Annotated in this window: 13 protein-coding genes; 4 read left to right on the forward strand and 9 right to left on the reverse strand. The window is 25.8% G+C overall.

What is annotated here, in order from left to right; all coding sequences use genetic code 11:
- Nucleotides 1-116 precede the first annotated feature (116 nt).
- Entirely contained in the window at nucleotides 117-2894 is a 2778-nt protein-coding gene (locus tag ACYUET_RS17170) for an EAL domain-containing protein (RefSeq protein ID WP_460281662.1), read from the forward strand.
- Between the two features lie 165 nt (nucleotides 2895-3059).
- On the opposite strand, the gene ACYUET_RS17175 is transcribed toward ACYUET_RS17170, so the two are convergent.
- The gene (locus ACYUET_RS17175) at nucleotides 3060-3755 is read right to left on the reverse strand and encodes a cyclic nucleotide-binding domain-containing protein (RefSeq protein ID WP_460281663.1); all 696 of its coding nucleotides are present in this window, start codon (nucleotides 3753-3755) and stop codon (nucleotides 3060-3062) included.
- A gap of 341 nt (nucleotides 3756-4096) precedes the next feature.
- On the opposite strand from ACYUET_RS17175, the gene ACYUET_RS17180 reads away from it, so the two are divergent.
- Complete coding sequence (locus ACYUET_RS17180; protein WP_460281664.1) at nucleotides 4097-4519, forward strand: DMT family transporter; 423 nt, start codon at nucleotides 4097-4099, stop codon at nucleotides 4517-4519.
- Between the two features lie 12 nt (nucleotides 4520-4531).
- Nucleotides 4532-5020: a DMT family transporter gene (locus tag ACYUET_RS17185; protein WP_460281666.1), complete on the forward strand. Its 489-nt coding sequence runs from the start codon at nucleotides 4532-4534 to the stop codon at nucleotides 5018-5020.
- Nucleotides 5021-5109: 89 nt separating this feature from the next.
- Here ACYUET_RS17185 and ACYUET_RS17190 read toward each other — a convergent pair whose 3' ends face one another.
- Nucleotides 5110-5676 (reverse strand): hypothetical protein, encoded by a 567-nt coding sequence (locus ACYUET_RS17190; protein ID WP_460281667.1) that lies wholly within the window; start codon nucleotides 5674-5676, stop codon nucleotides 5110-5112.
- A gap of 361 nt (nucleotides 5677-6037) precedes the next feature.
- On the opposite strand from ACYUET_RS17190, the gene ACYUET_RS17195 reads away from it, so the two are divergent.
- Nucleotides 6038-6757 carry a tRNA 2-thiocytidine biosynthesis TtcA family protein gene (locus tag ACYUET_RS17195; protein WP_460281669.1) on the forward strand — a complete coding sequence of 240 codons (720 nt, stop codon included), beginning with the start codon at nucleotides 6038-6040 and terminating at the stop codon, nucleotides 6755-6757.
- A gap of 114 nt (nucleotides 6758-6871) precedes the next feature.
- Here ACYUET_RS17195 and ACYUET_RS17200 read toward each other — a convergent pair whose 3' ends face one another.
- From ACYUET_RS17200 to ACYUET_RS17230, 7 genes are all read right to left on the reverse strand, one after another.
- Nucleotides 6872-8806 carry a PTS fructose transporter subunit IIABC gene (locus ACYUET_RS17200; RefSeq protein WP_460281670.1) on the reverse strand — a complete coding sequence of 645 codons (1935 nt, stop codon included), beginning with the start codon at nucleotides 8804-8806 and terminating at the stop codon, nucleotides 6872-6874.
- A 19-nt stretch (nucleotides 8807-8825) separates the two neighbouring features.
- A complete protein-coding gene (pfkB, locus tag ACYUET_RS17205) occupies nucleotides 8826-9728 on the reverse strand; it encodes a 1-phosphofructokinase (RefSeq protein WP_460281672.1) in 903 nt (300 codons plus the stop codon).
- Nucleotides 9721-10473, reverse strand: coding sequence for a DeoR/GlpR family DNA-binding transcription regulator (locus ACYUET_RS17210; RefSeq protein ID WP_460281673.1), 753 nt, complete (start codon nucleotides 10471-10473; stop codon nucleotides 9721-9723). The genes pfkB and ACYUET_RS17210 overlap by 8 nt, the downstream gene beginning before the upstream one ends.
- Before the next feature lie 274 nt (nucleotides 10474-10747).
- On the reverse strand, nucleotides 10748-11593 hold the full coding sequence (locus tag ACYUET_RS17215; RefSeq protein ID WP_460281674.1) for a pyridoxamine kinase: 846 nt from the start codon (nucleotides 11591-11593) through the stop codon (nucleotides 10748-10750).
- Between the two features lie 235 nt (nucleotides 11594-11828).
- The gene (locus ACYUET_RS17220; RefSeq protein WP_460281676.1) at nucleotides 11829-12353 is read right to left on the reverse strand and encodes an ECF transporter S component; all 525 of its coding nucleotides are present in this window, start codon (nucleotides 12351-12353) and stop codon (nucleotides 11829-11831) included.
- A 111-nt stretch (nucleotides 12354-12464) separates the two neighbouring features.
- The gene (locus ACYUET_RS17225; protein WP_460281678.1) at nucleotides 12465-13160 is read right to left on the reverse strand and encodes a PHP domain-containing protein; all 696 of its coding nucleotides are present in this window, start codon (nucleotides 13158-13160) and stop codon (nucleotides 12465-12467) included.
- An 82-nt stretch (nucleotides 13161-13242) separates the two neighbouring features.
- Nucleotides 13243-14589, reverse strand: coding sequence for an MATE family efflux transporter (locus ACYUET_RS17230; protein ID WP_460281680.1), 1347 nt, complete (start codon nucleotides 14587-14589; stop codon nucleotides 13243-13245).
- Nucleotides 14590-14746 lie beyond the last annotated feature (157 nt).

The raw sequence follows: 14746 nt of genomic DNA on the forward strand, positions 1-14746 counted from the left end.
ACTTAATATAATAACTTAAAGGATTATTTTTTCTTATAAACTAAAGATTGTTAACTAAAAAACTTTAAAGAAAACTGAATTCATTTTATATCTATGTATAAAGGGGATGGTGTATTATGGATAATATTAAAGAAAAACAAGAACGACTTTTTAAACAAAATTGTTTAAAACTTCAAAGTATAATAAATAATATTAATGCAGGAATTACTATAATTTCATATAATAAATTTTTAACTATTTCTTATGCAAATTATGGTTTTTATAAACTTTTAGGATTTTCTAATCAAGAATTTTCATCTAAATTTAAAAATCAATTTGATAATCTAGTGTTTAAAGATGATTTACCTTTATTAATTAATAAATTATCACAAATTAACTCTAGAGAAGAAGTTAAAATTGAATTTAGAGTATATAAGAAAGATAAATCTATTACTTGGTTATTAATTAATGGTTATTGTATTAAGTTAACAGAAAAAGAAAAACAATTTTTATTTGTACTTGTTGATATTAATGAGAGCAAAAAGCTTCAACAAGAATTAAAGCTAGCTAAAACCCACTATAAAATTATTGCAGAACAATCTGATAATATATTGTTTGAATATATTATTCCAAGTGACACAATTGTATACTCTCCTAAGTATACAAAGCTTACGGGAAATAAACCTATAATACGTAATTTTATAAAGACTATTATTAAATCTAATTATATCTATAAAGAGGATATTGAACTATTCTTGTCTCTAACAAAAGAAATTTTATCAGGTAAAAAATTTGTTAGTAATGACTTAAGAATAAAATCTAAAGATGACACTTATATATGGGTTAGAATACAAGCAACTACTATATTTGACTTTAATAATAAACCTATAAGATCTATAGGAAAAGTTTTAAATATCGATAAAGAAAAAAAAGAATATTATACTTTAAAATTAGAAACCCAGTTAGATCCTCTCACTAAACTCTATAATAAAACAGTAAGTAAATCTTTAATTGATGATTATCTTAAAACTCAAGATAAAAAAACTACTCATGCCTTTATGATTATTGATATTGATAATTTTAAATTAGTCAATGACAATCTTGGACATATATTTGGAGATTCTGTACTCTCCAAAATTGCACTTGATATAAAAAAACCTTTTAATGATTCTGATATTATTGGTCGTATAGGTGGAGATGAATTTATTATTTTTTTAAAAAATGTGCCTTGTATTGATTATATATATGAAAAAGCTAATTCTATTTGTCATATATTTAAAAACACATATACTGGAGAAAATAAAAATTACAAAATTTCATGTAGTATTGGAGTTTCACTTTATCCTAATCATGGTAATAACTATGATGAACTTTTAAAAAAATCTGATCATGCACTCTATAAAGCTAAACAACACGGAAAAGATTGTTTTGAAATATATACTGAAGGTATTATATACAATAACTCTTTAAAAAAAGATACTTTATTTAATTCTGATGCTAAAACTAACAATTATTCTTTAGATAACAAATTCAAAAATACTTTAGTAGATTCTAACTTTAATGTATCATTTAAATCAAAAGATGAATCACTTTCTTCTCCAGATATAAACAATGCTTTTGAAATAGCAACATCAATTGATCCATTAACTAGATTGATGAATCTATCTAAATTTGAAGTAGTTGCAAATGATTTATTAAATAATAACTTACAGAATAGTAAATATGCACTTATATATTCAGATTTTAATAAATTTAAATATATAAATGATACTTTAGGTTATTCTATTGGTAATAAATTATTAATTAAATTTTCTAACCTTATATCTGATTCGCTTGAAAAAGATGAATTATTATGTAGATCTTCTTCAGATAACTTTATTACACTAATAAAATATACTACCGTTCAAAATTTAAAAAATAGACTAAAATCATTTAACGAAAAACTTATAAAAATTCAAAAACAAGATTTTAGTAATATTAAAATTTCAGTTATTAGTGGTATTTTTTTAATTAATTTTTATAAAAATAATTTATATTCAATAATAGATAAAGCCAATATAGCAAGAAAAACTATCAAGGAATCTCATAAAAGTCAATATGCATTTTATAATAAAAAACTTCATATTCAAGTAACAAAAGAAAAAAAAATTGAAAGTCTTATGGAGACTGCACTTGAAAATAAAGAGTTTTTAGTTTATCTACAACCTAAAATTGAACTTTCAAGCAAAAAAATTGTTGGAGCTGAGGCTCTTGTTCGTTGGTTACGTCCTAATAAAACTTTAATTTCTCCTGGAGAATTTATACCTTTATTTGAAAAAAATGGATTTATAATCGAACTAGATTTTTACGTTTATGAAGAAATTTTTAAGACTCTTAGACGTTGGATAGATGAAGATAAAAATATTTATCCTATCTCTATCAATGTTTCACGTGCTCATATAAATGATACTTCATTTATTTATAGATTAAATAAATTAATAAAAAAATATAACGTTCCAATTAATTTAATTGAATTAGAATTAACTGAAAATATGTGCTTCAATAACATGGACAATCTTGTACAACAAATAATCAAATTAAAATTACTTGGTTTTAGTTTCTCGCTTGATGACTTTGGTTCTGGATATTCATCCCTAAATCTCCTAAAAGATCTTCCTATTGATGTTTTAAAACTAGATAAAAGTTTTTTTCCTAACAATACTATTAGTAAAAAAGAAAAGATTATAGTATCTAATATCGTTAACATGGCAAAAGATCTTGATATTTCAGTTTTATCAGAGGGTATTGAAACTCAAGAACAGGTGGACTTCTTAACAAATATCGGTTGTGATCTTGTTCAAGGTTATTACTTTGCTAAACCAATGCCAATAGAAGACTTTGAAAAAAATTATAGCAATAAATCAAGTGATTCTTAGTATTAACCTGAATTTAGTTATAAATATGATGTTTATCTAAAGATAAAAAGATTTTAAATATTTCTTAAAAAACAAATTATTTTTTAATAGTAAATTATAGAGTTGATTATCTCAAAAACTATGCATTTGAGATACTCCTCTTATTTACTATTAAAAATAAGTTTTTTATTTATATAAATCTGAAGCAAGTTCTTTTAATTTTTCTACATTTATTACTTCAAAATAATTTTCATTTTTAATTAAAATTTCTTTCATTAAAAATAACTTTAATGTTCTAAGCAAATGTCTATAACTAGTTCCTAAAAGTTCTGATATTTGAGTTAAATTTTCATTAAATTTTATCACTTCTCCATTTTCTGTTTTTACCCTTTCCCCTGTAACATATATATAACTTGCTAACCTGTTTTCAAGTGGATAAAGTAAATTTATAGAACTGTTTTTAGAAAAATCATTTAACTTTTCTCCTAATGAATTACATAGATATCTTAAAAATTTAATATCATTAATTAATTTTTCTCTTGCATTATCTAAACTAATACCTATACAATAAGTATCTTCTATAGCTTGTACATTTGTAGCTGGATTTTTTAAATCTATTAATTCTATATCCCCAACAATAGCAAAGTCACTATAAAAACAATTAAGAAGAGATTTTCCATTACTTAAAGTTATATATACTTTTGCCTTACCTTTTAAAATAAAAAATATATATTTATTTTTTTCACCATCTTTACATATATACTCATTTCTTTTAAAAAGAAATAATTCCATAAACGGTTTCATATCGCTAACAAAAAGTTTATCAATGTTAAACTTTTTAATATATTCATCCATTAATTTAATATTATTTACTTTGATCATTATCCAAACCCACTTTCTATACTTAATATATTCTATTAAGCAAAGTTTATTTAACACTAATAATAACTTAATATTATTATATTAACTCAATTATAAATAGTTATGACATATGTCATAACTATTTTCAAGTATTTTGTGTTAAATTAAATTTAATATATATGTTCTAATTAAATTAATATCTTTATTTAACAATATATACTTAGAAGCATATATCATAAATTTTTCTATATAAGTTTCTTACTGAAGTGGTGAATCACATCATTTATTAACCTTTTAAGATTTATATTAATGAACAACTTTTATTGGAACTTATATATTTTGCAAAGGAGTAATTCGTTTATATGAATAATTTACTTTCTGCCTTTATAGGTGCTTTAATAACTATAATGGTAATGTTTAATGGAACATTATCTAAACTATCTGGTAATTACACTTCAACAGTAATAATTCATATTGTCGGCCTTTTAGGCATTTTATTTGTTCTTTTAATAACTAAATCAAAAATCAAACTAGAAACAGGACTCCCTTTGTATTTATATAGTGCTGGAGCTATAGGAGTTTTTACTGTTATTTTTAATAATTTCAGTTATGAAATACTTGGTGCTTCAATTCCTATTGCATTAGCATTACTTGGACAATCTATAGCATCAATTGTAATAGATAATTTTGGATTATTAGGAATGAAAATATCTAAATTTAATAAGAAAAAATCTATTGGATTAATATTTATCGTCTTAGGAATATTTATAATGACTATTTTTTAAGGAGGAAGATGCATGTTTTTTATAGCTTTAGTATCAGCGTTTTTAGCTGGAGTTTCTATAGTAATTGCTAGAATTATAAATTCAAACCTAGCAGATAAACTTGGAACATTACAGGGTACAGTTTTCAATTTTGTTGTTGGATTGTTATTCTCATTCATTTTTCTAATTTTAAGTAATGAAAGAACTAATATTTTAACAATAAATTTTAAATCAATTCCTTGGTGGGCTTACTTAGGTGGATTATTAGGTATAGTAATAATTATACTATCAAATTATATTACCCCAAAGATATCTGCTTTCTACTTAACATTGCTTATTTTTATAGGACAACTGTTTTTAGCTATAATTATTGATTATTTTACTTTAAATATCTTATCTATAGGTAAAGTTATTGGAGGATTTTTAGTATTAGCTGGGCTCTCTTATAATTTATTTATAGATAAAAAACCAGATGATATCGAAATTATAACTAATGAAATAGATAATGGAATACATATATAAATAAATTAATATGCTAGTTAATAAATAATATATAAAAAAAATAAGCTAATATAGATTAATTATTATCTAAATTAGCTTATTTTTGTTTTCTATAATGAGTGTTCGTCTACTTGTACTTCTGATTTTGTTAATTTACCATCTTTATCAAAACCAAATCTTGAAGTATATTTTTTACTTTCTGATCTATAAACTATTTCATCATCATATTCATCATCTGGAGTTCCTAATTTTTCCTTAACTTGTTCTAAAGTTAATCCTTTTGGTACTATTCCTTTAACACTTGCATCTTGATAGTAACTATCATGTGTATAATAATATGTAATAGATGTGATTAAACAGTCTTCTATGTTCTTTTCTACAGCACTTGTATTAGCAACTGAAAAACTTCCATATTCTTTTCCATCTTTCTCAAAAGAAGCTATACTTAAAGTGTATTTATTTCCTGGAATGCTTTTTACAGGTTCATATATTTCTGAATCTTTTATTGTAAAACCGTTATCTAATACTTCTTTAACTGTTGTTTTACCAACTTCTATTTTTATTCCTTCCATTTCAGCTAATGGTATATCCTTGTCCCCTTTTAAAGCTGGAAAACCAATTAAACATACTACCCCTATTATGCATATTGGTATTATCTTTTTAATTATATTTTTCATGTATACCCCTCCTAATTATGTAAATCATTATTATAATGACATAATTTTAGCAAACTTGTCAACAGTATTTTACATTATATTTCATTTTCTTTCATTTTATGATTATTTTCACATTTATATTTCCATTTTATATAATTTTAATAGTACTTACTTTATATAAATTTACTATTGATTAAAATCATATAAACTTATTTCCCTAATAATTCCATAGTTCTAGTAAAATAGTTTATTTTTAAAATATATAATTAAATAAAATTCTTTAATTATATATTCGCTCATGTTGACATCTTACAGATTTTTATGTCAATATAAATGTTATGATATTAATAAATTAATGATATTCGGAGGATAGATATACTAAATGCAAAAACTTCTTAGTAAAATGCGTCAAGCAATAAATGATTTTCATTTAATTCAAGATGGAGATAAAATTGCTGTTGGTCTTTCAGGTGGTAAAGATAGCTTAACTCTACTCCATCTTTTAAATTCATATAAGAATTTCTCGCCTCAAAAATTTGAACTTATAGCAATAACATTGAATCCAGGTGGCGTTGATAATTCGCCTTTGCATACTTTATGTGAAGAATTAAATGTACCATTTTATGAGATACAAACTGAAATAAAAAAAATTGTTTTTGATATAAGAAAAGAAAAGAATCCTTGTTCTCTTTGTGCAAATCTTAGAAGAGGTGCATTAAATGATAATGCTGAAAAATTAGGCTGTAATAAAGTTGCTCTTGGACATCATAAAGATGATGCTTTAGAAACTCTTATGCTTTCAATGTTTTATGAAGGAAGAATAAATTGTTTTTCTCCTAAAACTGTTATGGATAAAAATAATTTGACTCTTATTAGGCCTATGGTTTATATAACAGAAGATTCTATTAAAAATATTACTAAAAAGTATAATTATCCTGTTATAAAAAATCCTTGTCCTGCTGATGGAAAAACTAAAAGAGAAGATATTAAAATTTTAATTAAAGATCTTAATAATAAAATTCCTAATTTAAAGAAAAATCTTTTTGGATGTTTAAATAACTCTGATCAACTGTTCATATGGGATAAAAATTTAATAAAATAGATATATTTTAAGTGAATGTTTTAAAACATAGCAAATAAAATAATTCTCAATAACATACATAAAAAAGATAGAAATATAATTTAAAATATTTCTATCTTTTTATATTAATGTGCCTTATTTAGTTTTTTCAAGTGGTTTCTTTAATATAGAAAGTATTATCATACCTACTATTGCACCTGCTAAAATTGCTGCAATATATCCAAGTTTATTATCTATAATCCCTATTACAAATAATCCACCATGTGGTGCTCTTAGAGCACAATTAAAGAACATTGAAAGTCCACCTGTTACTGCTGATCCAACTATACATGCTGGTAATACTCTTAATGGATCTGCTGCTGCAAATGGAATTGCACCTTCTGTAATAAATGATAATCCCATTATATAATTTGTAATTCCTGATTGTCTTTCTCTTTGTGTATATCTGTTTTTAAAGAAAGTTGTACTTAATGCAATTGCAAGTGGTGGAACCATACCAGCTGCCATAACTGCTGCCATTATTTCATAATTTCCACTTGTAAGTGATGCTGTACCAAATACATATGCTGCTTTATTAACAGGCCCCCCCATATCAACTGACATCATAGCACCTAAGATTATTCCTAATAAAATTTTACTAGTACCACCCATTGAATTAAGACCGTTAGTAATAGCTTCATTTATTATTCCCATAGCTGGATTTATATATGCTATTATAAGTCCTATTAAGAATATTCCTATTAACGGATATAGTAATACTGGTTTTAATCCTTCTAAACTATCTGGTAACTTATCGAATAACTTTTTAAGTCCAACAACTAAATACCCTGCAATAAACCCTGCAAGTAATGCTCCTAAAAATCCTGAACTAACTACTGGAATCTCTTTATCAAATGCATTTGCAAATGTAAGTCCTGCATTTGCAATCGCTCCACCAACAAATCCTACTGCTAAAGCTGGTCTATCCCCTATGCTCATTGCAATAAATCCCGCAAGCACTGGTAACATAAAACCAAATGCACTCTTACCAATATTCATTAGAAATGCTGCAATAGGTGTTCCAGAACCAAAATTACTAGGATTTGCTGCATCATATGTGTCAAAAAGGAATGCTAATGCTATTAATATACCTCCACCTATTACGAATGGTAACATATGGGATACACCATTCATAAGATGCTTATAAATTTGACAACCAATACTTTCATTTTCTATATTTTCATCTGATGTATTACTGCTTACATCATGATTATACACAGGTGCTTTTCCACTTATGGCTTCTGTAATTAATTCTTCTGCTTTATGTATTCCATTTGCAACTTTTGTTTTAATTACTCTTTTACCATTAAATCTACCCATTTCAACATTTTTGTCAGCTGCAATAATTATACACTCAGCATTTTGAATTTCTTCTTTAGTTAAAACATTTTTAGCCCCTCCAGAACCATTTGTTTCAACTTTTATTGTAACACCCATTTCCTTACCTTTGTTTTCAAGACTTTCTGCTGCCATGTATGTATGAGCTATTCCTGTAGGACATGCAGTCACTGCTAAAACCCTATATCCTTCATTGTTTGAAGATGGTTTAACATGATTAACTTCAGCTGGGAATTTTTCATCTTCTTTTTTATCAATCAAACTCAAGAATGTATCCTTATCTGTACAGTTTATTAAACTTTCCTTGAATTCTTCATCCATTAATATAGTTGATAATCGCGCTAAAACTTCTAAATGTAAATTGTCACTATTATCTGGTACTGCAATCATAAAAAATAATTTTGCTACTTGTCCATCTAAAGAATCATAGTCAACTCCATTTTTACATACAGCCGCTGCAAGAGATGCTCTTTTTACAGCTTTAGTTTTTCCATGTGGTATAGCAATACCATCTCCAATACCTGTTGTACTTTGTTCTTCTCTAGCTATTATAGCTTTTTTATATTCTTCCTTATTATTTAAATTTCCTGTTTTGTCCATTAAATCTACTAATTGATTTATACAGTCTTCTTTTGAATTAGGATTAAAGTCTAAATTGATACCTTGTTTTTTTAATAAGTCAACAATTTTCATTCTTCTTCCCTCCATATCCTTATATTTGAGTTAATAAATTTTCAACTTCTTCTTTTGTTGCTAGTTCTTCTGAGAATGCACTTGCACTACCAGTTGCAATTCCAATCTTGAAAGCTTCTTGTATATCATTATTTTTTATATAACCTGCTAAGAATCCTGCTACCATTGAATCACCTGCACCAACTGAGTTTTTAAGCATGCCTTTTGGTACTTCTCTTTTTACTGGTTCTCCATCTTCAGGTAATAATATAGCTCCATCACCAGCCATTGAAATAAGTACATTTTTAGCTCCCATTTCTTGAAGTTTCTTTCCATATGTAATTATGTCTTTATCATTTTTTAATTCTACATTAAACATTTCTGCCAATTCATGATGATTTGGTTTTATTAAAAATGGTTTATATTTTAATACTTTTAAAAGTAAATCTTTCGTTGCATCTACTATAAATTCAACTTTTTTATTTAAAAGTCTCTTCATTATATTTTCATAAATATCATCTGGTACACCATTTGGAATACTTCCTGATAATATTAAGTAATCACCCTCTTTTAAATTTGAAAGTTTTTCATATAATTTTTCTAAGTCTTTACTTGTAATTTTAGGACCAGAACCATTTATTTCTGTTTCTCCTGAACTTTTAAGCTTTACATTTATTCTAGATAATCCTTCTTCTAATTTTATAAAATCACAATTTACTCCATGTTCTTTTACTTGTTTTGCTATTTCATCACCAGTAAAACCTGCAACATATCCTAATGCTGTATTCTCTACTCCTAAGTTATTTAGTACTATAGAAACATTAATCCCTTTTCCTCCAGCATATATTTGTTCTCTTTCACTTCTATTTAATGAATTTATATTAAAATTATCAACTTTTAATATGTAATCCAAAGATGGATTAAGAGTTATTGTATTAATCATTTTTAATCACCTCTACTACATTAGTATCATATTTAATATTCCTATTTATTTTATTAGTTATTATTACTGCATCTTTTATTTCTCCAAAAGTTATAAAACTTACTTGCTCTAATTTTGATTCATCTGCTAAAATAAAAGCTTCATTACATCTTTTTATCGCTTCTGCTTTTACCATTGCCTCATTTACATCTGGAGTTGTATATCCTTTTTCATTACTTATACCATTTGTTCCAAAAAATCCTTTTGAAAAATTATATTTTTTAAGATCTTCAACTGTTATTGGACCTACAACTGCTTCTGTTGTCGCTTTTAATTCCCCCCCTAATATAAGAGTTTTTATATTCTTTTCTAAAAGCTTCTTTGCATGAACTATCGCATTAGTGACAACTGTTATTTCCCTCTCTTTTATAAATTCTATTAATTCTCCTGTTGTAGTTCCTGCATCTAAATAAATCATATCTCCATTTTTAATTAATGATGCAGCATATTTAGCAATTTCAAATTTTTCATTTATATTAAGTGATTTTCTAATATTAACCATATAATCGTGTTTTGAAGCTCTCTCGCCATTTAAAATTGCTCCACCATGGATTTTCTTTAAAAAGCCTTTATTATGAAGAGTATTTAAATCTCTTCTTATTGTTGATTCAGATGCATTTAATATTTTAACTAAATCTGCAACTGCAATTATCCCCTTTGAATTTAATTCCTGAAGGATTATATTATATCTTTCTTCTGTAAACATTATCACCACTCCGCATCTTTATAATAAACTATTTTTTAATAAAAATCAATCATTTTCAGTCAAAATATTTCAAAAATAATCATTTTTAAATAGTTTTAATCATATTTTATTATTTTTTTACTATTATTTACCTTTTTAGATTAACTTTTTCATTCATAATCATTCAAAATAAATCATAAACATTATATTATTATCTTATTTATTAAATATAAATACAAATAAATAAAGCACCACATTAACTAGTTTGGTGCTTGAAATATATAAAATATTTTAATTATTTTAAGTCATTTAAATATTTTAATGATGATTCAAGAAGCACACCTTCTTTAGTATCATAATCATGCTTGCTGCTTTCTCTAATACATCTCTCTACAAATTTACATGAATCTTTAACACTATCCAATAATGAAATCCCTTTTAAATATTTTCCTATCAATACCGATGTAAATATATCTCCTGTTCCTGGATATGATTTTTTTAACTTATCAGAAATAATTATATCAATTGAATCGGTTCTTCCTAAATATATTGATGTTGCAATTTTACTTTTATCTTTAACAGGAACACTTGTAATTATAATATTTTTACATCCAAAATCAAATAATTTTCTGGAAATATTTAAAAGCTGTTCCTCTGATACATATTCTGTTATTTTTTCATTAGCTAAAATACATGCTTCAGTAAAATTAGGTGTTATTATATCTGAATACTTTAGTAGTTTTTTTAACTTTTCAGAATAATTCTCATCAAAATTAGAATAATAATTCCCATGATCCCCAAAGATAGGATCAAAACACACTAACGTAGTATCCTTATTTACTTCTTTTATAAATTCATAAGTTTCTTTTATATTATCAATAGTTCCTAAATATCCAATAAAAATTCCTTCAAAATCAATATTAAATTCTTTATAATGTTCAAACGCATCTTCCACATACCTTTTAAGTTTAACTATCTTAGGGTTTCCAAATCCCCCTGTATGAGTGCTTAAAACCATTGTTGGTATTGGACATGCTTCTACTCCTAATGTTGAGAGTACAGGTATAACATTTGTTAATGCTGCCTTTCCAACTCCACATATATCATGTATCACAGCTACTTTTTTTATAGGTTTTTTCATACTTCCTATTACCTTTCAACGTATTATTTCTAACTATATTTTGCTCAATCAACTAAATTGTAACATATTTTGCTTCAATAATTAAAAATAAACTTATATTTTAAATCAATATTTACACTTTAATATAAATATTGACTAAAAACAAAATAAAATATGAATAAAAATATAAAAGAATTTCCAAAATCTTATTACAAATGGAAACTCTTTTTTATTTATATATTAAATTTATAATTATCTAATTAATAGCTCCTATAATATGTGTTGTTGCTTTCTTTATTGCAATTGATAAAGGAATTGCTATTGCAAGACCTAACGCTGTTGTTCCTATAGATGCCAACAATTTTATTGTTGCTGAAGCTAGTCCCACAAAAACCAACCAATTAAATATAAAATATCCAATTAGTGAAACTATTCCGCCAGCTACAAATCCTATTATATTTTGAATTGAATTTTCACCATTCTTATTATTCATAAAACATATCTTTCCTGCAACATAACCTGTTAATCCTTTAACTATTAATGTTGGAATTATCCAAGCTGCAAATGTAGGATCTAATGCATCATATAGTGCACATCCTATTCCTGCTGACAATCCTGCATCTGGCCCAATCAAAACAGCCGCAATAAAAATTGCAGTAGTTCCTAAATGTATCATAGTTGTAGATCCTCCTAATGCTAATGGAACATGAAGATAAGTCCCTACAAAACATATTGCAGCCATTACTCCTATTAACACCATTCTTCTTGTTGAAAACTTCATTTTATCTGCCCCCTAAACATTCTATAAAATTAATTTAGTATACGCTTTAAAACATATACTAAAAACACTATTGTATTATTTACTCTATAATAGTAATTAAAGTAAATATAGTCAAATGTATGGGTACAATTCTCCTTTTGTTAAAAAATCATAAATTTCTTTTTCTGTTAGATAGACATCACCAATTATTCCATGAGTCCTGTAAAATCTATTACAATCATGAAAATCCGATCCTGCAGTATAAATAAGATTTTTCTCTCTTGCCACATTTAAAAAATATTCTGTATCTTCTTCAGTATTACTAACATATTTTGCTTCTAATCCATCAAAATTTAGTTTTATAATTTTTTTAAAATCTTTCCTATTAAGCAAAACTGGATGCGCTAATATAACTGTAGCCCCAAAAAATTTTAACAATTCTATTCCACTTTCAACACATATTCTTTCTTTACTATCATAAAAATTTATAAGGCTTCCTAATAATTTTTTTACCATAGTTATTTTTTTATTTTTTATACATTTTAATACTTCAATAAGAAGATCATCTTTATAACTATCATCCTTAAAATATCCTAAGACATGTACTCTACTATTATTATATCTTGTAGAAAGTTCAACACCAGGTATAACCTTAACACCAAGTTCTTCTCCAGCAGTAATAGCTTCATCTATACCTGAAGTAATATTATGGTCAGTTAAAGATATTATATCTACCTCTCTTTTTTTAGCTAAATCAACGACTTGCCTTGGGGTATAACTTCCATCTGAACATGTAGAATGAACATGAAAATCTCCTTTTTTATACATAATGACTCCTTTAAAATGTTATACCACATTTTATTATATGAAACACTAGGTTAGTCGTTACTCTATCACTTTAATATATTTATCATGCAAACACACTCTTATTTCTCCATGTTCCTCTTCTCCATCTTATATAAAAGATACATCCTCTTAAACATTCATCACACATCATTGCAATCCATACTCCCTGAAGTCCCCATCCGAGTTTTATTCCAAAAACATATGCAAGCCCAGTTGCAACACTCCACATTGATAAAACTCCTATAAATATAGGGTATTTAATATCCCCTGCCGCCTGCATTCCTTTTATTATAACCATATTAAAAGCTCTTCCAAGTTCTAATAAAATATCTATAAATAATAATTTTTTACCTAAATTTAAAATTTCAATATTTGAAGTAAATATACCTAAAAGCTGATTACTAAGTATAAATAAAATTATTGATGCACTCACTGAAATCATAGCAGCTGGTCTCAAAGTTTGAAGCACTTTGTTATAAGCTTCATCTTCATTTTTAGCACCAATAAGATATCCAACCCTAATTTGATTGGCTTGTGACACTGCTGCACCATATATAAATGAAAACCAAACCAATATATTTACATAAGCCTTTGTTGCAACTGAACTTGTCCCCATCATGTTAACAAAAGTCAATATAACCATTTGAGAAAAATTATAAGAAACTGATTCTCCTCCAGCTGGAAGGCCAATCATCATTAGTCTTTTAAATGTTTGTTTTGGAAATGGCTTTAAATAACTCAAAGATACTTTTCCTTTAACATTTTTTTTAAATATAAAAATTATTACCATAACACCAATTAATCTACTTAGCACACTTGATATAGCAACCCCTTCAACACCAAGCTTTGGTACACCAAATGAGCCTGTTATAAAAATAGAATTTCCAATTATATTGATAACATTTACTATTGCTGAAACATACATTCCCTGTTTCATAAGTCCATTACTTCTAAGTATAGCTGAATATGTCATTAATATTGCTTGAAGAAATATACCTCCACCTATTATACTTATATACATTTTAGCGTCACTTAATAATTCGTTAGGCATTCTTAAACATTTAAAAAACACCTCATTAAAACATAATAATATTAAACTTATAAAAACACTAAAAGCTAGATTAGAAAATACAGATACTGAATATACTTCTGATACTTTTTCGTAATTTTTTGCTCCGAGATATTGTGATACCAATATTGTAGTTGCCATTGTAATTACACTAAAAGTTATAAGTAAAAAATTCATAATCTGATTTACATTTCCAACAGCTGCCACTGAATTTTCTGAAACCCTACTCAACATTAGCTGATCCACATTGCTTACAAGCATTTGTAAAATAAGTTCAATAAAAATAGGCCATGTAAGCCTAAATAAAGATGTTCTTTTATCTATTATGTTTGCACTACTCATTTTTCTTTCCCCCTCTTTTGTAATGTGATTGTTTTAAGTTAATATCGATATTACAATATCAACACTGCTTTAAAACATAGTATTTATAATAATATATTCCCTATTCTTTGTAATTTAAAATTCCTTAAAATTTAGAAATAATTATCCTAAAACATTC

The sequence above is a fragment of the Clostridium sp. CTA-5 genome (genome assembly GCF_054768135.1).